This window comes from Allobosea sp. MMO-172 (genome assembly GCF_037147855.1).
Taxonomy (GTDB): Bacteria; Pseudomonadota; Alphaproteobacteria; order Rhizobiales; family Beijerinckiaceae; genus Allobosea.
This window is the reverse complement of the sequence record NZ_JBBCUM010000012.1, coordinates 1-18,330: the sequence shown is the minus strand read 5'-3', so window position 1 is coordinate 18,330 and position 18,330 is coordinate 1. Positions and strand designations below refer to the sequence as shown.

General features: G+C 66.9%; 20 protein-coding genes. 16 read left to right on the top strand and 4 right to left on the bottom strand.

Going from position 1 to position 18,330, the window contains the following annotated elements; translation table 11 throughout:
* Positions 1–39: 39 nt before the first annotated feature.
* The gene (hmgA, locus tag WFK61_RS17665) at positions 40–1,392 is read right to left on the bottom strand and encodes a homogentisate 1,2-dioxygenase (protein WP_336813399.1); all 1,353 of its coding nucleotides are present in this window, start codon (positions 1,390–1,392) and stop codon (positions 40–42) included.
* A gap of 105 nt (positions 1,393–1,497) precedes the next feature.
* On the opposite strand from hmgA, the gene WFK61_RS17660 reads away from it, so the two are divergent.
* The 14 genes from WFK61_RS17660 (at position 1,498) to maiA (ending at position 14,431) form a co-directional block, all read left to right on the top strand.
* Positions 1,498–1,932 (top strand): MarR family winged helix-turn-helix transcriptional regulator, encoded by a 435-nt coding sequence (locus WFK61_RS17660; RefSeq protein ID WP_336813398.1) that lies wholly within the window; start codon positions 1,498–1,500, stop codon positions 1,930–1,932.
* 96 nt (positions 1,933–2,028) lie between these two features.
* On the top strand, positions 2,029–3,393 hold the full coding sequence (fahA, locus tag WFK61_RS17655) for a fumarylacetoacetase (RefSeq protein ID WP_336813397.1): 1,365 nt from the start codon (positions 2,029–2,031) through the stop codon (positions 3,391–3,393).
* A gap of 86 nt (positions 3,394–3,479) precedes the next feature.
* Positions 3,480–4,220, top strand: coding sequence for a GntR family transcriptional regulator (locus WFK61_RS17650; RefSeq protein WP_336813396.1), 741 nt, complete (start codon positions 3,480–3,482; stop codon positions 4,218–4,220).
* A gap of 127 nt (positions 4,221–4,347) precedes the next feature.
* Positions 4,348–5,556 (top strand): ABC transporter substrate-binding protein, encoded by a 1,209-nt coding sequence (locus WFK61_RS17645; RefSeq protein WP_336813395.1) that lies wholly within the window; start codon positions 4,348–4,350, stop codon positions 5,554–5,556.
* Between the two features lie 50 nt (positions 5,557–5,606).
* Complete coding sequence (locus tag WFK61_RS17640) at positions 5,607–6,551, top strand: branched-chain amino acid ABC transporter permease (RefSeq protein WP_336813394.1); 945 nt, start codon at positions 5,607–5,609, stop codon at positions 6,549–6,551.
* Positions 6,552–6,644: 93 nt separating this feature from the next.
* Positions 6,645–7,541, top strand: coding sequence for a branched-chain amino acid ABC transporter permease (locus WFK61_RS17635; protein ID WP_336813393.1), 897 nt, complete (start codon positions 6,645–6,647; stop codon positions 7,539–7,541).
* Positions 7,531–8,322 (top strand): ABC transporter ATP-binding protein, encoded by a 792-nt coding sequence (locus WFK61_RS17630; RefSeq protein WP_336813392.1) that lies wholly within the window; start codon positions 7,531–7,533, stop codon positions 8,320–8,322. Before WFK61_RS17635 ends, WFK61_RS17630 begins: the two co-directional genes overlap by 11 nt.
* A complete protein-coding gene (locus tag WFK61_RS17625) occupies positions 8,315–9,028 on the top strand; it encodes an ABC transporter ATP-binding protein (RefSeq protein ID WP_336813391.1) in 714 nt (237 codons plus the stop codon). The genes WFK61_RS17630 and WFK61_RS17625 overlap by 8 nt, the downstream gene beginning before the upstream one ends.
* Positions 9,029–9,059: 31 nt before the next feature.
* Complete coding sequence (locus WFK61_RS17620) at positions 9,060–9,803, top strand: SDR family NAD(P)-dependent oxidoreductase (RefSeq protein WP_336813390.1); 744 nt, start codon at positions 9,060–9,062, stop codon at positions 9,801–9,803.
* A 10-nt stretch (positions 9,804–9,813) separates the two neighbouring features.
* Positions 9,814–11,511: an FAD-dependent oxidoreductase gene (locus tag WFK61_RS17615; protein ID WP_336813389.1), complete on the top strand. Its 1,698-nt coding sequence runs from the start codon at positions 9,814–9,816 to the stop codon at positions 11,509–11,511.
* A gap of 13 nt (positions 11,512–11,524) precedes the next feature.
* Positions 11,525–12,145 carry a glutathione S-transferase family protein gene (locus tag WFK61_RS17610; protein WP_336813388.1) on the top strand — a complete coding sequence of 207 codons (621 nt, stop codon included), beginning with the start codon at positions 11,525–11,527 and terminating at the stop codon, positions 12,143–12,145.
* Positions 12,146–12,169: 24 nt separating this feature from the next.
* On the top strand, positions 12,170–13,000 hold the full coding sequence (locus WFK61_RS17605; protein WP_336813387.1) for an SDR family NAD(P)-dependent oxidoreductase: 831 nt from the start codon (positions 12,170–12,172) through the stop codon (positions 12,998–13,000).
* A 13-nt stretch (positions 13,001–13,013) separates the two neighbouring features.
* A complete protein-coding gene (locus WFK61_RS17600; RefSeq protein ID WP_336813386.1) occupies positions 13,014–13,784 on the top strand; it encodes an SDR family NAD(P)-dependent oxidoreductase in 771 nt (256 codons plus the stop codon).
* A gap of 14 nt (positions 13,785–13,798) precedes the next feature.
* Complete coding sequence (gene maiA / locus WFK61_RS17595; RefSeq protein WP_336813385.1) at positions 13,799–14,431, top strand: maleylacetoacetate isomerase; 633 nt, start codon at positions 13,799–13,801, stop codon at positions 14,429–14,431.
* 123 nt (positions 14,432–14,554) lie between these two features.
* On the opposite strand, the gene WFK61_RS17590 is transcribed toward maiA, so the two are convergent.
* Together WFK61_RS17590 and WFK61_RS17585 are read right to left on the bottom strand one after the other, a co-directional pair.
* The gene (locus WFK61_RS17590) at positions 14,555–15,337 is read right to left on the bottom strand and encodes a helix-turn-helix transcriptional regulator (RefSeq protein ID WP_336813384.1); all 783 of its coding nucleotides are present in this window, start codon (positions 15,335–15,337) and stop codon (positions 14,555–14,557) included.
* 374 nt (positions 15,338–15,711) lie between these two features.
* Entirely contained in the window at positions 15,712–16,404 is a 693-nt protein-coding gene (locus tag WFK61_RS17585) for a GntR family transcriptional regulator (RefSeq protein WP_336813383.1), read from the bottom strand.
* 179 nt (positions 16,405–16,583) lie between these two features.
* On the opposite strand from WFK61_RS17585, the gene aroQ reads away from it, so the two are divergent.
* Complete coding sequence (aroQ, locus tag WFK61_RS17580; RefSeq protein ID WP_336813382.1) at positions 16,584–17,051, top strand: type II 3-dehydroquinate dehydratase; 468 nt, start codon at positions 16,584–16,586, stop codon at positions 17,049–17,051.
* Positions 17,052–17,086: 35 nt separating this feature from the next.
* Here aroQ and WFK61_RS17575 read toward each other — a convergent pair whose 3' ends face one another.
* On the bottom strand, positions 17,087–17,752 hold the full coding sequence (locus WFK61_RS17575; RefSeq protein WP_336813381.1) for a TetR/AcrR family transcriptional regulator: 666 nt from the start codon (positions 17,750–17,752) through the stop codon (positions 17,087–17,089).
* A 223-nt stretch (positions 17,753–17,975) separates the two neighbouring features.
* Between WFK61_RS17575 and WFK61_RS17570 the strand changes: the two genes are divergently transcribed.
* Positions 17,976–18,330 (top strand): ABC transporter permease subunit (locus WFK61_RS17570; RefSeq protein ID WP_336813380.1); only part of this gene is annotated, 355 nt, incomplete at its 3' end.

The window sequence follows — 18,330 nt, the reverse complement described above, 5'->3', positions numbered from 1 at the left end:
CACTCCGCGCGCGGCAAGAAACACCCGATCGGCGCCCGCTCAAGGCCTGTTCGGATCGAAATGCTTGGTCAGCTTGTGGCCGTAGCCGCCATAATCGCGCTGGAGTGAATCCGAGCCGGCGGCGAAGGCCGTGACCTGCTGCGGGAACCGCGTCTCGAACATGAAAGCCAGCGTGCCCTGGAGCTTGTGCGGCTTCAGTTCGACATTGCTCGCCTTCTCGAAGGCATCCATGTCCGGCCCGTGCGGCAGCATGGTGTTGTGCAGCGAGATGCCGCCCGGCACGAAGCCGCCGCCGGTCTTGGCGTCGTAGACGCCGTAGACCAGCCCCATGAACTCGCTCATCACATTCATATGGTACCAGGGCGGCCGGAAGGTGTTCTCGGCCACCAGCCAGCGATCCGAGAAGATGACGAAGTCGATATTGGCGGTGCCGGGCGTCTCCGAGGGCGAGGTCAGCACCGTGAAGATCGACGGATCGGCATGGTCGTAGAGGATAGGCCCAACCGGCGAAAAGCGCCTGAGATCATATTTGTACGGGGCGTAGTTGCCGTGCCAGGCGACGACGTCGAGCGGCGAATGCTCGATATCGGCCGCCCAGAGATTGCCGCCCCATTTCACATACATCTTCGAGGGCGCGTCGCGGTCCTCATAGGCCGCCACGGGTGTCAGGAAATCGCGCGGATTGGCCAGGCAGTTGGCGCCGATCGGCCCCCGCTCCGGCAAGGTGAAGGCGCCGCCATAGTTCTCGCAGATATAGCCACGGGCCGGCCCGTCCCTGAGCTCGACGCGGATCTTCACGCCGCGCGGGATCACGGCGATCTCACCGGGCTCGATGTCGATGATGCCGAACTCGGTCCAGAGCCTGAGATCGCCCTGCTGCGGCACGAACAGCATCTCGCCATCGGCATTGTAGAAGTACTCGTCCACCATCGAGCGCGTGATCAGGTAGACATGAGCGCCCATGCCGCCCTGGCTGCCGGCATCGCCGGCGGTGGTCATGCTGCGGATGCCCTCGACGAATGAGATCGGCTCCGACGGGATCGGGATCGGGCTCCAGCGCAGCGGCGCGATCGGCATGTCGACCTCGCGGGCCGGCGCCGTGCGCCAGAACCCGGCATCGACCTTCCGGAATTCGTTCCAATGCGCCACCGTCGGCCGGATGCGGTAGAGCCAGGAGCGCTCATTGGTGGTGCGCGGCGCCGTGAAGGGCGAGCCGGAGAGCTGCTCGGCATAGAGCCCATAGGCGCATTTCTGCGGCGAATTGCGCCCGAGCGGCAGGGCGCCCGGCAGGGCCTCGGTCTCGAAGCCGTTGCCGAAGCCGGACATGTAGCCCGTCGCGATGGCGCTTTCGGTCCTGGCGGCACCGGCATGGGCCGGGTTCTGAACGTTCATGGTGGCGCCCTCTCCTCGCCGCGGCCTTGGGCCGGCGGCACGCCCTGCGCGGGCTTCGTTCGCGATGGTTGCTTTGGTAACTGTCGATTTTGTAACTAACAAGGCATGTCGAAACTCGCGCTCGAGCATTTCCTGCCCTACCGCCTGAACCGCCTGAGTTCGGCGGTCTCGCAGCAGTTCCGCGCGGTCTATGGGCCGCATCACGACCTCACCGTGCCGGAATGGCGGGTGCTGGCCACCCTCGCCCAGTTCGGCACGATGACGGCCAAAGCCATCGGCAAGCATTCCTCGATGCACAAGACCAAAGTGAGCCGGGCCGTGCGGGCGCTGGAGGAACGGCGCTGGCTGACCCGCCGCGAAAGCGAGCAGGACCGGCGCGAGGAAAGCCTGTCGCTGACGGCGCCGGGCCTGCAGGCCTATGGCGAGATCGTGCCGCGCGCCCTGGCCTTCGAGGCCGGCATCCTCGCCGCGCTCGGCCCCCATGCCGAGCCCTTGCTCCGGGCGCTTGCGCTGATGGAAGAGCGCTTCCCTGTCGATTGAGTGCCCGCGTCCCAAGCGCTGGGGACAGAGGTAAGGCATCGCTTCCGCTTAGGCTCAGCATCGAACTGACCGAGTCCGAACGGAACGGATGAGCCTATGCAGCGCAGTACTCTCGAAGCGCGGGCCGAAAACCCGCCTCGCCCCACCTCCTCCGCCGTCGCGCTCGACGCCAGCCACGATCCGGCGCTGCGGAGCTGGGTCGCATCGGCGCGGGACCATGCGGAATTCCCGATCCAGAACCTGCCCTTCGGCGTGTTCTCGCCTGATGGCGAGCCGGCACGCGGCGGCGTGGCTATCGGCGATGAGATCCTCGATCTGGCGGCGCTCGCCGCGTCCGGTCTTTGCGCCGGCATCGAGGAGATCGTCGCAGCGGCAGCCGCGCCGAGCCTGAACGGCTTTATCGGGCTGGGAACGGGCGCACGCAGACGGCTGAGGGCGCGGCTCTCGGCACTGTTGGCGGAAGGCTCGCCCGCGCAGGCCACGCTGAAGCCGATGCTGCATCCGGCGCGGAACTGCGTGCTCGGCCTGCCCGCCCGGATCGGCGACTACACGGATTTCTATGCCGGCATCCAGCACGCCCTGAATATCGGCTCGCTGCTGCGGCCGGACAATCCGCTGCTGCCGAACTACAAGCATATCCCGATCGGGTATAACGGTCGCGCCTCGTCGGTCCGGCCGTCGGGCGAGCCCTTCCTGCGCCCCAACGGGCAGCGCAAGCGGCCGGATGAAACGGAACCGAGCTTCGGCCCCTGCCGCAATCTCGACTACGAGCTGGAACTCGGCATCTGGATCGGCCCCGGCAACGCGCAAGGCTCTCCGGTACCGATCGACGAGGCCGATGACCGGATCGCCGGGTTCTGCCTGCTCAACGACTGGTCGGCGCGCGATATCCAGGCCTGGGAATACCAGCCGCTCGGCCCCTTCCTGTCCAAGGGCTTTGCCACGACGATCTCGCCCTGGATCGTGACGCCGGAGGCGCTGGCGCCCTTCCGGAAGGCTCAGGCACCGCGCCCCGACGGCGACCCGGCGGCCCTGCCCTATCTCAGCCCGGCCGATGCCACGGCGCCCCATGCGCTCGACCTCACGCTTGAGGTCTTCATCGAGACCGCGGCGATGCGCGCGAGCGGGCTGGCGCCGCACCGGCTTTCGCTCGGCAGCACGCGCGACCTTTACTGGACCCCGGCGCAGTTCGTCGCCCATCACAGCTCGAACGGCTGCAACCTCGAAGCTGGCGATCTCTTCGGTTCCGGCACGATCTCGGGGCGTAATCCCGGCTCCTTCGGCAGCCTGATGGAAATCACGCGGGGTGGCCGCGAGCCGATCGCATTGCCCAATGGCGAAAGCCGGACCTATCTCGTCGATGGCGACGCCATCATCATGAAGGCCAGCGCCCGGCGGGAGGGCTTCGCCGCGATCGGCTTCGGCGAATGCCGGGCCGAGGTGCTGCCGGCGCGCAGCTGAAACGGGTGCCGCTGTCCCCTGCTCTGGTGACAGCGGACGCTCTATGGCTTCGGCATCATCAGGTTGTCGCTGCCTTCGGGGATCGCATGCAGAAGCGCTTCACACTCGCCGCTTCGGACCAGCCACCGGGAGACGCCGAGAAGGGCGTGCTCGGGCGGCGCCGCTCCGGCGATGTCTATGAGACCCTGCGCAACGCCATCCTCTCCGGCGAGATGCGCCCGAACGAGCCGCTGATCGAGGCCGATATCGCGGCCGCGCTTGCCGTCAGCCGGACGCCGGTGCGCGAGGCCCTGCAACGGTTGGCCGTCGAGCAGTTGATCGTGCCGCGCCGCCGCGGCTGGGCCGTGCGCGAGATCACTGCCGTCGAGGCCAGCGAGAATTCGGAAGTTCGCGCCGCGCTGGAGGGTTATGCCGCGCGGCTCGCCGCCGAGCGGGCGACCGATGACGAGATCGCCGCGGTCGCGGCCGTCCATGCCCGCCGCATCGCCAGCGACCCGGCCGACGACAGAACCCGCGTCGAGACCAATCGCGAGTTCCACGGCATTATCGTCAGCGCCGCCCGCAACGAGAAGCTGCGCGACGCGATCCTGCGTTCGGGCCGGTTCTACTTCAACGGCTCAGTCGCCCGGATGACCTCGCCCGCCGAATTCCGCCTCAGCAACGAGGATCACGAGATCATCCTGCAGGCCTTGCGGGCGCGCGACGGCGACCGGGCCGAACAGGCGATGCGCAAGCACATCATGCGCACCTTCCATATCTTTCGCGAACTCTCCTACCCCGCCCATGGCGCGCCCTCGCTGGCGCCGCTGCATGGCTCGGAGGGATAGAAGCCGCGATGTCCCACGCCGCTGTGACAGATGCCCGCCACCGGCCCGCTATGATCCCCACAGGATCGGGCCGCCATGAGCCGACGACCTCAACGACAAGATAAACCGACGACCAGGGAGAGAGACGATGAGCGTGAACAAGACCGCAGCCGGCCTGACGCTGGCCGCCAGCCTGCTGATCGGGGCCGCAGCCGGCGCGCAGGAGCCCGGCATCACCGACAAGGCGATCAAAATCGGCATCTTCGGCCCGCTGTCGGGCCCGAACATGGCCTATGGCTTCGACGTCGTGAACGCGGCCAAGATGTACTACGACAAGATCAACAAGGAAGGCGGCATCCACGGCCGCAAGATCGAGTATGTCGTCGAGGATGATCGCTGCAACGCCAATGACTTGGTTGCGGCAGTGAAGAAGTTGGTCGAGCAAGAAAACGTATTCATGCTCAATGGCGGCTCCTGCTCGGCCGCCGTCGTCGCCGCCAAGGACTATGTCGTCCGCAACAAGGTGCCCTACCTGATGCTGAACGCATCGGGCGACGGCGCGCTGTTCCCGCCGACCGACTACATCTTCGGCGCCTATTCGATCTCGCAATACGCCGTCGGCGGCGCGATGGTCGAATTCGCAGCCAAGCAGTTCGGCGCCAAGAACGTCGCCTATATCAATCATGACGACGCTTATGGCGCCTGGAATCTCGAAGGCTCGAAGAAGGACGCCGAGGTCAACGGCGTGAAGCTCTCGGTCGAGTCGATCAACCCCGGCATCAACGACGTCACCGCGCCGTTCCTCAAGGTCCGCGCCGCCAATCCGGATGCGATCCTGCTGGTCACCTATGCCCGCCCGGCGGCGCTCTTGATCAAGAAGGCGGCCGAGATGGGCTTCAACAAGCCGATCATCCTCTCGGTCACCGGCACGGCCAGCCTCAACCAGCTCGCGGAGAATGTCGGTAAGGACGCGCTCAAGAACTTCTACACCCAGGAGGTCATGGTCGACTCCCCCGGCGGCGCCAAGCTGAAGCCTATCTACGACATGTACAAGGCGGCCTACCCGGAGCTGGCGGCCAAGCCCGATCATCCGCAGACCTACATGCCCTATGGCATCCCCCCGGCGATGTCGCTGGTCAAGGCGCTGCAGGATGCCGGCCCGAACCCGACCCGCGAGAAGGTGCTCGCCGCGCTGAAGACGCAGGATTTCGACTCGGGCGTCATGGCCGGCCGCATGCAGTTCGGCCCGGAGCAGCGCGCCGCCAACCGCTCGACGATCTTCATCAAGTATGACGGCACGACCATGGCCCCGCTGCCGGGCGTCTTCACCAGCCGCTGGACCTACCAGGCGAAGTGATCGCCACGGGCGGGCCGTTCGGCCCTCCCTCATGAGACCGGGCGGCGGCCTTGGCGCCGCCGCCCTTCCCTGACCTGAGCATCGGGCCGGATATGGACCTGCAACTCGCGCTGATCTTCCTGCAGCAAGGCATCGCCTCGGGCCTCGTCTCCGGCAGCGTCTATGCCCTGCTGGCGCTCGCCATCGTGGTGATCTTCAAGACCTCGGACGTGCCGAACTTCGCCCAGGGCGAGGTCTTCATGGCGGCGGGCTATGTCGCGCTCTACCTCTTCGTCTTCCAGAAGATGCCAATCTGGGTCGTGCTGCCGGCGACGCTGGTCGTGGCCTTCCTCGCCATGGCGCTGTTCCGCCGCTTCGTGCTCGATCAGGTCGCCAAATCGGCCAAGGACCTCGTCTATCTCGTCATCGCGACGCTCGGCCTGTCCTATGTGTTGAAGGGCCTCGTGCGCCGCACCGGCTTCGGCGACACGCCGCGCTCCTTCCCGGCACTGGTGCCGACCGATTCCGTCATGATCGGCCAGGCCTCGGTGACGATGCTCGATCTCGCGATCTTCGGCACGGCCGTCACCGTGATGGCCGCCTTCTTCTGGATGTTCAACTACACCAAGACCGGCCGGGCCATGCGCGCCGTCGGCATGAACCCCAAGGCCGCCCAGCTCGTCGGCGTCGACCTGCGTCGCTGCCATATGCTGATCTGGGGCCTGTCGGGCGTGATCTCCGCCATCGCGGCGCTGCTGATCTCGCCGAAGATCTTGATGACGGCCGATATGGGCTCGATCGTGATGCTCGCCTTCGCGGCGGCGATCGTCGGGGGCTTCTCCAGCCTGCCCGGTGCCGTGGTCGGCGGCTTCGTCATCGGCATCGTCGAGAACATGGTCGGGCTGTTCATCTCGTCGCGCGCCATCGTGCTCGCCCCCTTCCTCGCCATCCTGATCGTGCTCGTCCTGCGCCCGCAGGGCCTGTTCGGCGGGAAGCTGACGATCAAGAAGGTCTGAAGCCCCGTGTCGTCCCCTCCTCTCGCATCGCCCGCACCGGCCAGGCGCGCGCGCTCAGGCCCCGCCCTGATCGGGCTTGTGGCGGCCGTAATCGTGGCCGTCGCCCTGCCCGTCTTCACCTCGGGCTATGTCGTCTATATCGCCAACCTGCTGCTGGTCTTCGTGGTGCTCTGCCTCGGCCTGCATATCGTCATCGGCGAGACCGGCCAGTTCTCGATGGCCCATGCCGCCTTCTACGGCATCGGCATCTATGCGAGCGCGCTCGCCAACCGCGCGGTCGACCTGCCCTACCCCGTCGCGATGCTGTTCGGCGCGCTCGTCGCCGGCGCCGTCGGTCTGTTCATCGGCACGCTCGCGCTCAGGATGCGCGACATCTATCTCGCGCTCGCCACCTTCGCCTTCGGCGAAGCGATGCAATGGGTCTTCGCCAACTGGGACAGCGTCACCAACGGCCCCAACGGCCTTCGCATCAGCCCGGCTCGCTTCGGCCCGATCGAGATCCTCAGCGACAAGCAGGCCTATCCCTTCGTGCTGTTCTTCTGCCTCGTGATGATCGGGCTGACCGTCGCGATCTCGCGCTCGCGGCTCGGCCGTTCCTTCCGGGCGGTGCGGGAATCCGAGGTCGCGGCGATGGCCATGGGCATTGACGTGCGCCGCGCCCGCATCGTTTCCTTCGGGCTCTCGGCTGCGATCGCAGGCTTTGCCGGCGGCATGTTCGGCCTGTTCCAGACCTTCATCCACCCGGATAGCCTCGGCTTCCAGACCACGATCCTCGTGCTCACCATGGTCGTCGTCGGCGGGCTCGGCTCGATCGCGGGCGCCATCGGCGGGGCGATCGTTTTCGGGCTGATCTCGGAGGTGCTGCGCCAGGCGCCGCAGTATCAGGAGATCATCTACGGCGCGATCCTGATCCTATTCATGATGTATGCGCCGCGCGGCCTCTTCGCCTTCATCGGCGATCGCATCCGGGAGGCGCGCCATGGTCGCTGATAGCGCCGCTCCCTTCCTGAATGTCGAAGGGTTGACCATCCGCTTCGGCGGGCTCACCGCGGTCGGCGGACTCGACATGGCCGTCGCCAAGGGCTCGATCCATGCGCTGATCGGCCCGAACGGCGCCGGCAAATCGACCACCTTCAACTGCATCTCGCGCTTCTACACGCCGAGCGCCGGGCGCATCACCTATGACGGGCGCGACATTACCCGCATGCCGGCCCGCGAGATGGCGGGTCTGGGCATCGCCCGCAGCTTCCAGAACCTCGAACTCTTCGGCGAACTCACCGTCTTCGAGAACGTACTGATCGGCGCCCATGTCCATGCCGGTCGCTCCTGGCGCGACGCGATCAGCGCCCGCCCGCGCGGCATCGTCGAGCATGTCGAGCAGTTGCTGGAGCGCACGGGGCTGACCTCCTACGCCCAGACCAAGGCGCGCAATCTCGATTTCGGCCACCAGAAGATGGTCGAGATCGCCCGCGCGCTCGCCATCCGTCCAAAACTCCTGCTGCTCGACGAGCCGGCCGCCGGCCTACGCAACCGCGAGATCGCGGCGCTCGACCGCCTGCTCTGCGAATTGCGCGAGCGCGACGGCATCACGATCCTCCTGGTCGAGCACGTCATGCAGCTCGTCATGTCGATCTCCGACAGGATCACGGTGCTGAGCTTCGGCACCAAGATCGCCGAGGGCACGGCCGCCGAGGTGCGTGCCCATCCCGCCGTGATCGAAGCCTATCTCGGCCGCGATGCGGCGACCGCCGAGGAGGCGAACCATGGCTGACCTCCTCGAAATCGACGGCATCTCCGCCTCCTATGGCCGCATCCAGGCGCTCTCGGAGGTCTCGCTCAAGGTGCCGGAAGGGGCGATCGTCGCCCTGCTCGGCTCGAACGGCGCCGGCAAGAGCACGACGCTGAACACCGTCTCACGGCTCGTGCCGGTGACGAAGGGACGCATCCGCTTCGCAGGCGAGGAGGTTCAGTCCTGGGCCTCGCACAAGGTCGTCTCGGCCGGCGTGCTGCAGGTGCCGGAGGGGCGCGAGGTCTTCCGCGACATGAGCGTGCGCGAGAACCTCGACATGGGTGCTTATCGCCGCAGCGACGCCGCCGGCATCAAGCGCGATCTCGACCGGGTCTTCGAATATTTCCCGAAGCTGCAGGAACGTCTCCAGCAGAAGGCCGGCACGCTCTCGGGCGGCGAGCAGCAGATGCTGCTGATCGGCCGGGCCCTAATGGCGGGGCCGCGCCTGCTGCTGCTCGACGAACCCTCGCTCGGGCTCTCGCCGGTGCTGGTGCAGCAGATCTTCGCGATCATCGAGCGGCTGAACAAGGACGGGCTCACCATCCTGCTGGTCGAGCAGAACGCGGCGATCGCGCTGGGCTGCTCGACCTATGCCTACATCCTCGAGAACGGCGAGATGGCCCTCGAAGGAGCATCCGCAAAACTCCGGCAGGACGACAGCGTCCGCCGCACCTATCTCGGCGGCTGAGCCGGGGCGCGACACGAACAGGAACCGGCACATGGCTACGCCGCAGGACAAACCCATCGCCCTCGTCACGGGCGGCGCTCGCGGGATCGGCCGGGCCATCGTCGAGCGCCTTTGCGCCGACGGCTTCGCGGTTGGCATCCTCGACCGCGAGGCGGAGATCGCATCTGCGCTGGTGAAGGAGCTTGAAGCGCAGGGCCACAGCGTCTTCTTCGAGCCGGTCGACCTCGCCGATCACGCCGGCCTCGCCGCGCTGGCTGATCGGCTGCCGGTGGCGCAGGCGCTCATCAACAATGCCGGCATCTTCGAGAACAAGCCGTTCTTCGAACTCGGGGCGAGCGATTTCGGCCGGATGATGGATGTCAACGTCACCGCGCTCTTCCTGCTTTCGCAGGCGGTCGCGCGGCGGATGGAAAAGGGCGGGCGCATCGTCAACATCGCCTCGCGCACCTTCCTGGGCGCCCGCAACCACGCGCATTACGTCGCCTCGAAGGCTGCCGTCGTCGGCCTGACGCGGGCGATGGCGATGGAACTTCTGCCGCGCGGGATCGCCGTCAACGCGGTGGCGCCGGGCGGTGTCGCGACCGAGATGGTGGCGAAGCAATCCGAGGAGGCGCGCGCCGCCCTGCTCGCCCAACAGCCAACGGGAGCGCTCGCGGCGCCCGAAGACATCGCCAACGCCGTGGCCTTCCTCGCCTCGCCGCGCACCAATTTCATCTACGGCCAGGTCCTGCTCGTCGACGGCGGCAAGTCGCTCGGCGGCGGTATGGGCGGCTGAGGATATGGCTATGAGCGAGAGCTTCGACGAAATCCGCGACGTCGTCGTGGTCGGCTCGGGCGCCGGCGGGATGTCGGCGGCGATCACCGCCGCCAAGGCCGGGCTCGACGTGCTGCTGATCGAGAAGAGCGAATACATCGGCGGCAGCACCGCCGTCTCGGGCGGCGCGATGTGGGTGCCGGAAAACCCGCATGCCGCCAAGGCCGGCCATGCCGATACCCGCGACGCGGCAATGACCTATCTCGAAGCCGTGCTCGGCAACCGCCTGCGGCCGGACATGATGCGCGCCTTTCTCGATAACGGGCCAGAGATGGTCCGCTTCTTCGAGCGCGAGACGGCCCTGAAATTCGAGGCACGTGCCTATTCGCCGGACTATCAGCCCGAGCAGCCCGGCGCCTCCAAAGGGGGACGGACGATCGACCCCGCTCCTTATGACGGTAACGAGCTCGGCGCCGATTTCGCCCTGCTACGCCCGCCGCTGAAGGAATTCACCGTGCTCGGCGGCATGATGGTGAACCGCAAGGATATCGACGCGCTGGTCGGCCGCTTCCGCAATCTCGCGAACTTCAGGCACAGCGCGAAGCTCCTGATCCAGTACGGGCTCGACCGCCTGCGCCATCCGCGCGGCGCGCGCCTGCTGATGGGCAATGCGCTTGCCGGGCGCCTGCTGAAATCGGCACGGCAGGCGGGCGTCGACATCCGCACGCAGACCCCGGCCGGCGCGCTGATCGTGAAGGACGGCACCGTCCTCGGTCTCACCGTCAAGGGCCCGCAGGGCGAACGCCGCATCGGCGCACGGCGCGGCGTCGTGCTGGCGAGCGGAGGCTTTCCGGCCAATGCCGCGATGCGCGGCGAGCATATGCCGCATGCCGAGGTCCATCGCTCGATGGCGCCGAAGACCGATACCGGCGACGGCATCAATCTCGGCCTCGCGGCCGGCGGCGTCCTGCGCGACGACAATATCGGCGCGGCCTTCTGGACGCCGGTCTCGGTGCTGAAAAAGCCGGATGGCAGCGAAGTGCAATTCCCGCACCTGATCCTCGACCGGGCCAGGCCCGGCCTGATCGCGGTCGACGGTAATGGCCGCCGCTTCGTCAACGAGGCGACCTCCTATCATGGCTTCGTCGAGGCGATGCATGCCAGCGGAGCCGTGCCCGCCTTCCTCGTCTGCGACAGTGATTTCCTGCGCAAATACGGCCTGGGCCTCGTCCATCCCGGCCTGAAGACGCCGAAAGCCTTCGTCGAAGCCGGCTATCTGTTCGAAGGAGACAGCGTCGTGGCACTGGCGGGACGCATCGGCGTGCCGGCCGCAGCGCTGGCGGAGGCCGTCGCCGGCATGAACGCAGCCGCGCGCTCCGGCGAGGATGCCGCCTTCGGCAAAGGCTCCGGCGAGTACAACCGCTATCTCGGTGACCCCAACAACAAGCCCAATGCCTGCCTCGGGCCGATCGAGACCGCGCCCTTCTATGCCGTGAAGGTCTGGCCCGGCGATATCGGCACCGCGACCGGCCTGACCTGCGACCCGCAGGCCCGCGTGCTCGGCCGCCAGGGCGGCCCCGTCGCCGGGCTCTATGCCTGCGGCAACGATATGAACTCGATCATGGCTGGCGCCTATCCGGGCGCCGGCATCACGCTCGGCCCCGCGCTCACCTTCGGCTTCATCGCCGGGCGGGCGCTGGCTTCCGAGCCCGACCGCCTGCCGCGCTAAGAGAGGCATTCCGATGAAGCTCTACCAGTCCGCCACCTCGCCCTTCGTCCTCAAGGTCCGGATCGCCGCCGCCGAGCTTGGCTTGCTCGGCCGGATCGAGATGCTCGACGTCTCGCAGGAGTACAAATCCGGCGGGCCGCTGGCGCGCGAGCAGAACATCATCAAGACCAACCCGCTCGGCCAGGTCCCGACTCTGCTGCTCGAAGACGGCTCGACCATCGCCGATAGCCGCGTCATCTGCGAATATCTCGATGGGCTCGGCGGCGGCTCGCTGTTCCCGGCAGAGCCCAAGGCGCGCTGGAACGCCCTGACCGAGCAGAGCTATGGCGACGGCCTGCTCGATGCCGCGCTGGCTGCCCGCTACGAGGGCCTGCTGCGCAGCGAGGAGCAGCGCTGGCAGCGCTGGATCGACGGCCAGCTCGCCAAGGTTCATGCCACGCTCGACCTGATCGAGGGCAAGGCGGCCGGCTTCGGCGACCGCGTCGATATCGGCACGATCACCTTCTATTGCGCGCTGTCCTATCTCGACCTGCGATTCGCCGACCTGAACTGGCGCGAAGGCCGGCCGCAGGCCGCCGCGTGGTTCGCTCGGATCGCGGAACGTCCCGCCTTCGGCGGCCAGAAACTGGGCTGAGGCCAGGGCGAGCGGGAGGCGGCGATGGGTGCGAATCTCGGGCTTGCCGGCCGGACCGTCCTGATCACCGGCGGCGCCTCCGGCATCGGGCGGGAATGCGCGCTGGCGCTGGCGCGCGAAGGCGCCGCCATCGCCATTGCCGACGCAAACGAGCAGGGCGCGACCGAAACCGTCTGCGAGATCGCGGCGCTCGGCGCCCGTGCCGTCGTGGCAAGCTTCGACGTGCGCAGCCCGACGGCGACCGAAACCGCGGTCGAAGCGATCGAGCGCGATCTCGGCCCGCTCGACGGCCTGATCACGGCGGCCGGCATCTCTCGCCCTGCTCCGGCAACCGAACTCGCCGCCGACAGCTGGGAAGCGGTGATCGGCGTCAATCTCTCCGGCACCTTCTATTCCTGCCAGGCGGCGGGCCGGCGCATGGTCGCGCGCGGGCGCGGCGCCATCGTCACGATCGGCTCGGTCTCCTCGCTCGGCGGCCAGTCCGGCCGGGCGCATTACTGCGCCTCGAAGGCCGGCGTCGTCGGGCTGACGCGCGATCTCGCTGTCGAATGGGGCTCGCATGGCGTCCGGGTGAACTGCATCGGCCCGAGCGCGACCGACACCCCGATGATCCGTCGCGGCATTCCCGAAAGATTCGTCTCCGGCGTGATGGAGGACCGCACGCCGCTCGGACGATTGGCCCAGCCCTCCGAGGTCGCCTCGGTCTGCCTGTTCCTGCTCTCGGACCTGGCGAGCTACGTCAACGGCGCGCTGATCATGGCCGATGGCGGCGTCTCGGCCGGCTTCTTCACGCGCGGCCATGGCCGCGACTTCTCCTCCAAGGCCCTGCTCGCGCAAGGCGTCTACAGCGAATGAACCGGAGACCGACATGAGCAAGCTCGCCCTCGTCACCGGCGCCGGCCGCGGCATCGGCGCAGCCATCGCCCAGAAGCTCGCGAACGATGGCTGGCGCGTCGCCGTCTGCGACCTGACGAAGGAGCCGGCGGCGGCGGTCGCGAGCGCCCTGCCCGACTCCGGCCATAGCGGCTGGGCGGTCGATGTCTCCAATGAAGCTTCCGTCGAGGCGCTGTTCGATGCGGTCGAGGCCGCTCATGGCCCGGTGACCGGGCTGGTCTGCAATGCCGGCGTGCTCCTGATGGGGGCCGATGGCGAGCGGCCGACCATCTTCGACATGACGCTCGACGACTGGGAGAAGACCCATGCCGTCAACACGCGCGGCGTCTTCCTGAGCATCCGTGCCTATGCCCGTCGCCGCCGCGCATTGCCGGTCGAAGGCGGGCGCGTCACCACGACGAGCTCGGTCGCGGCCGAGCTTGGCGGCTATCGTGGCTCGGCGAGCTATATCTCGTCGAAATCGGCGATCCTCGGCTTCACCAAGGCGATGGCGCGCGAGCTGTCATCACTCGGAATCACCGTGAACTGCGTCGCGCCGGGCGTGATCGACGCGCCGATGCTCGCCGCGGCAACGCCGCGCTCGGCCGCGCCGGGCTCAATGGATGCGCTGGCGCAGGCGGTGCCGCTCGGCCGGCTCGGCACGCCCGAGGATATCGCCGGGGCCGTGTCCTTCCTGCTCTCCGAGCAGGCCTCCTACGTCACCGGCGCCACGATCGACGTCAATGGCGGCTACCGGATGGCCTGACTGGGGAGTCCGACATGATCCTGCACGGCTATTTCCGCTCCTCGGCCGCCTGGCGCACGCGCATCGCCTTCAACCTCAAGGGCGTGAGACCGCAGAGCGTGATCCACAACCTGCGCGACGGTGCCCAGAACGAGCCGGCCTATGCGGCGATCAATCCGCAGAAGCTGATCCCCGCTCTGCAGCTCGACGACGGCACCATGCTCACGCAATCGCTCGCGATCATCGGCTGGCTCGACCGCGAGATACCGCAGCCGCCGCTCTTCCCGGCGGACAATGCCCTGCGCGCCCGCGTCGAGGCCTTCGCACTGGTCATCGCCTGCGAGACCCATCCCTTCCAGAACCCGAAGATCCAGAAGCGCCTGCGCGCCAAGGGTTTCTCAGAAGCGGATGTGCAGGACTGGCTTGCCGTCGCGATGAGCGAGGGCCTTGGCGCCTGCGAACAACTGATCCGGGACCAGCCTGGACCATTCTGCTTCGGGGGTGCGCCGACATTGGCCGATATCTGCCTCGTGCCGCAGATCGGCAGCGCGCGGCGTTACGGGATCGACCTTGCGCCTTATCCGAAGCTCGTCGCGATCGACGCCCATTGCGCCACCCTGCCCGCCTTCATCGCGGCAACGCCCGACCAGCAGCCGGACGCGATCTGAGCCGGCTTTCCCGTCATTGCGAGCGCAGCGAAGCAATCCAGGGGGACTGGGTTCAGCGTCTAGCCCGATCCCCCTGGATTGCTTCGTCGCTAACGCTCCTCGCAATGACGGGGAAAACTGATCTCACATCAGGATGCGCATCAACTCGTTCTGCGAGGAGATGCCGAGCCTTGCATAGGCGCGCTTGCGATAGGTCAGCACGGTGTTGATGCCGACGCCGAGTTCGAGCGCGATGCCCTCGGAGGTCAGGCCGGCGGCGACGAGCGCGCAGACATCCCGCTCGCGCTTCGACAGCTCCGGTGCGGCCTTTTCCAATCGGGCATGGAAATCCCGCGCGGCGCCGCGCCCGCCCGCCGGCTTCGTCACCTCGTAATGTCGCCAGAGCGCCGCCATCAGCAGCGGCGCGCTCTCGACCAGATTGTCGATCTCGGCCTCGCTGAAGCTCTCCTTGCGGCGGCGATAGATGCTGAGCCGCATGGTGCCGGCCTCGCGGCGCTGCAGTAGCGAGAAGCGCTCCGACAGCCCGACCGAGAGATAGCACTCGCTGCGATAGGCCGAGCTTTCGATGTCACCGGCCTTCATCCGCACCCCCCAGCAATCCGCCTCGTCGCTCTCGTCGAGCGCAATCGCATTGGCCGGATCGGCGCCCCAGTGCCGGGAGACGTAGCGGCGGGCAATGTCAAGCGCCGGCTGGCCGGAATTGTAGTGGTTCTCGGCCAGCAGCGTATGCACCTCGCCATCAGGGGCGGCGACGAAGGCGGTGACGATCTCGGTGCCGGTGAAGCGCCGGGCAATATCGAACAGGCCGCTGGAAAAATCGGAGCGGCCGACGCTTTCGATCACGCGCGGCATGGTCGCCAGGATACTGCGCGCGGCTACGGCCTGCTGGATGGCCACAAGCTGCATTCAAACCTCCCGCCGGCCCCTCTTTCGGCCCGGCACGGAGCCGGTGGCGGAGGCCGTTTCAGGCCTACAGCGTTAACAGTATCCAACTTCGCATGCAAACTTTTGGATGAGACGAGGCCGGCTTGTTCAAGGATGGCGCCCTGCCCGCGCGATGGACATGTTCCATTGATAAGGCATGCCGTAGCGGCTTCGCGCCACATGATTGTCATTCCGGGGCTTCGCGTAGCGAAGAACCCGGAACCCACGACTGGGCCGCCACTTGCAACTGACTACTCCGTGTCTCACCCAGTCGTGGGTTCCGGGTTCGCTCCTGCGGCGCGCCCCGGAATGACAAAGGTGGTTCCAGCCCGGACGACGTCCCAATCTAGACGCCTTCAGCCGACCAGCCCGCGCTCCAGCGCGACATCGATGCAGCCATGGATATGGCCGTGCAGCAGCTTTTGCGCCTTGGCCGCGTCGCGATCGAGCGCGCAATCGAGCAAGGCCTTGTGATCCTCGGTCGAAGTCGGCCCCCAGAAGATGAAGAACACCATCTGGTAGCGCAGATAGCGATCGTAGATGCCGGCATGGAGATCGAGCAGCGCCTTCGAGCCGCAGGCCGAGACCAGCGCCTGATGGAACTCGAAATCATAGCGCTTCCAGGCCTGCGTGCCGGTTTCGTCGCCCGCGAGCAGGCGCTGCTCCATCCGGGCGAGCTTGTGATGGGCGGCGACGACGCGCCCTTCCCACTCGACATCGCCGGCCTCGAAGGATTGCGCCAGCGCGTTGCTCTCGATCAGCAGGCGCAGGTCTGCCAGTTCCTTGAGATCCGTCGCCGAGCAGGGCGCGACCTGGAAGCCGCGCTGTCCTTCCGCGACCACGAGCCCCTCCGGCGCCAGCCGGTTCAGGATTTCGCGCAACGTGCTGATGCCGACGCCATAGACCGATTTCAAACGGTCGAGCGGCAGGCGCTGGCCGGGCTGGAGCACGCCGAAGACGATGTCGTGCTTGATGCGCTCATAGGCCTGCTCGCCGGTCGAGAGAACCGGAATCTCCTCGCCGCCGATCTCGAATGCCGCGTCCGTCATGCTGCTCCCTGCCCTCGCGCGTTCCTGTCAGGAAGCTAGGCTGCCCGCAAGCCTACGCTCGCGACCACATAAATCAACTGATGATCGATGAATTATCAGTTGATCTCTCTTTCATCTTGTATCACGTTCCGCTGACGAACTGCGAGCGAGGCCGTCAGAGCTTCGCCTGGGAGGGTGTCATGGCGGATAAGGAAGCAGCGGCATCGCGCCGGATTTTCATCCTGAACGGCCCCAACCTGAATCTGCTCGGACAGCGCGAGCCGCATATCTACGGCTCGACCACGCTCAGCGAGATCGGCGAGCGCTGCGAGGCGAAGGCGCATTCGCTCGGCTTCACCGTCGCTTTCCGCCAGACCAATTTCGAAGGCGAGCTGGTCGAGAGCGTGCAGCAGGCGCGGCAGGAGGCCTGCGGGATCATCATCAACCCGGCCGGCTACAGCTTCACCTCGGTCGCTCTGCTCGACGCGCTCAAGATGTTCGACGGCCCGAAGATCGAACTGCACATCTCGAATGTGCATGCGCGCGAGAGCATCTATCACAACTCGCTGGTCTCGCGGACGGCGACCGGCATCATCGTCGGGCTGGGCGCTGCCGGCTACGAATTGGCCATCCAGGCGATGGCCGGCCTCGTCGCAGCGCGGAATTGACGACGATGCCCTCGCCTGCTCGCCCCGGCACGGCCTCAGGCGCGCAGCATGCGCAGCACGGTGTCGATCGCGGCGGCACGACGACGCACCAGCGCCTCGGGCGCGCCCATGTCGTGGCCGAAGACCTGGCGGATGCTGGCGCGGTTGGAGACATTGTAGAAGGCGAGCGCGCTGATCGTCAGGTGGATGTCGAGCGCCTCGATGCCGGGCCGGAACAATCCTGCCGCCACGCCGCGCTCATAGGCCTCCCGGATCATGTCGATGGCCGAGAGGTTGAGCGACGCGATCCGGTCGGAGGTCGCGAGATGGCGGGCATGGTGGATGTTCTCGACCATGACGAGCCGCACGAAATCCGGGTTCTCGGCGTGGTAGTCGAAGGTGAAGCCGGCCAGCAGCGTCATCGCCTCCACCGGCGGCAGGCTGGCGAGGTCGAGGCTGCGCTCGAAGCCGCGGATGCGCTCGTACATCTCCTCGAGGACCGCGCGGTAGAGCCCCTCCTTGTCCCCGAAATAGTAGTAGATCATCCGCTTGCTGGTCGCCGTCCGGGCCGCGATCTCGTCGACCCGGGCGCCGCTCAGCCCGTTCTCGACGAATTCCTCCTTCGCCACAGCCAGGATGTTGCGGCGGACACCCTCCGGATCCTGCGTCCAGGACGCCGGCCTGCGGCCCGTTGCCTTCGGCGCCGACGCTGCCTTGCTCATGCTTCACCCGCGAGAGAACCAGCCCGGAAACTAGGGCGAACCCATCAAATTGGACAAGGCGGTACATTACGCTTGACCAAATGAACTAGATGGTACAATTAACATGTAGTCGGCAGAGCGCAAGCCGGCGAGCCTGAAGACCAAGGCACCCGAAAAGAGGTGCCGCGACTGCGGACGGGAACCGGATCGACCCCTTCGAGAAGGTCGGCCGCCAGGGAGCGCCATGAACTACAAGCTCGATTTCACGCCGGTGATCGACGGGATGCCAGCCCTGCTGATGGGCTGCCTCGGCACGTTCCTGCTCGCGATCTGCGGAATGGCGCTGGCGATCGTCATCGGCATCGGCGGCGTGATCCTGCGCGACTCGAAGGTCGCCCCGGTCCGCTGGCTGGTGAAGGCCTTCGTCGAGGTGATCCGCAACACGCCCTTCCTGGTCCAGATCTTCTTCATCTATTTCGCCCTGCCGTTGGCGGGCCTGAGGCTCGACCCGACGCCGACCGCGATCATCGCGCTCGGCATCAATGGCGGCGCCTATGCGATCGAGATCATCCGCGGCGGCGTCCAGTCGATCGGCAAGG

Bases quoted from the DNA above. Each gene is read 5' to 3' on its own strand.
- hmgA (WP_336813399.1), bottom strand. From the start codon at position 1,392: ATGAACGTTCAGAACCCGGCCCATGCCGGTGCCGCCAGGACCGAAAGC.
- WFK61_RS17660 (WP_336813398.1), top strand. From the start codon at position 1,498: ATGTCGAAACTCGCGCTCGAGCATTTCCTGCCCTACCGCCTGAACCGC.
- fahA (WP_336813397.1), top strand. From the start codon at position 2,029: ATGCAGCGCAGTACTCTCGAAGCGCGGGCCGAAAACCCGCCTCGCCCC.
- WFK61_RS17650 (WP_336813396.1), top strand. From the start codon at position 3,480: ATGCAGAAGCGCTTCACACTCGCCGCTTCGGACCAGCCACCGGGAGAC.
- WFK61_RS17645 (WP_336813395.1), top strand. From the start codon at position 4,348: ATGAGCGTGAACAAGACCGCAGCCGGCCTGACGCTGGCCGCCAGCCTG.
- WFK61_RS17630 (WP_336813392.1), top strand. From the start codon at position 7,531: ATGGTCGCTGATAGCGCCGCTCCCTTCCTGAATGTCGAAGGGTTGACC.
- WFK61_RS17625 (WP_336813391.1), top strand. From the start codon at position 8,315: ATGGCTGACCTCCTCGAAATCGACGGCATCTCCGCCTCCTATGGCCGC.
- WFK61_RS17620 (WP_336813390.1), top strand. From the start codon at position 9,060: ATGGCTACGCCGCAGGACAAACCCATCGCCCTCGTCACGGGCGGCGCT.
- WFK61_RS17615 (WP_336813389.1), top strand. From the start codon at position 9,814: ATGAGCGAGAGCTTCGACGAAATCCGCGACGTCGTCGTGGTCGGCTCG.
- WFK61_RS17610 (WP_336813388.1), top strand. From the start codon at position 11,525: ATGAAGCTCTACCAGTCCGCCACCTCGCCCTTCGTCCTCAAGGTCCGG.
- WFK61_RS17605 (WP_336813387.1), top strand. From the start codon at position 12,170: ATGGGTGCGAATCTCGGGCTTGCCGGCCGGACCGTCCTGATCACCGGC.
- WFK61_RS17600 (WP_336813386.1), top strand. From the start codon at position 13,014: ATGAGCAAGCTCGCCCTCGTCACCGGCGCCGGCCGCGGCATCGGCGCA.
- maiA (WP_336813385.1), top strand. From the start codon at position 13,799: ATGATCCTGCACGGCTATTTCCGCTCCTCGGCCGCCTGGCGCACGCGC.
- WFK61_RS17590 (WP_336813384.1), bottom strand. From the start codon at position 15,337: ATGCAGCTTGTGGCCATCCAGCAGGCCGTAGCCGCGCGCAGTATCCTG.
- WFK61_RS17585 (WP_336813383.1), bottom strand. From the start codon at position 16,404: ATGACGGACGCGGCATTCGAGATCGGCGGCGAGGAGATTCCGGTTCTC.
- aroQ (WP_336813382.1), top strand. From the start codon at position 16,584: ATGGCGGATAAGGAAGCAGCGGCATCGCGCCGGATTTTCATCCTGAAC.
- WFK61_RS17575 (WP_336813381.1), bottom strand. From the start codon at position 17,752: ATGAGCAAGGCAGCGTCGGCGCCGAAGGCAACGGGCCGCAGGCCGGCG.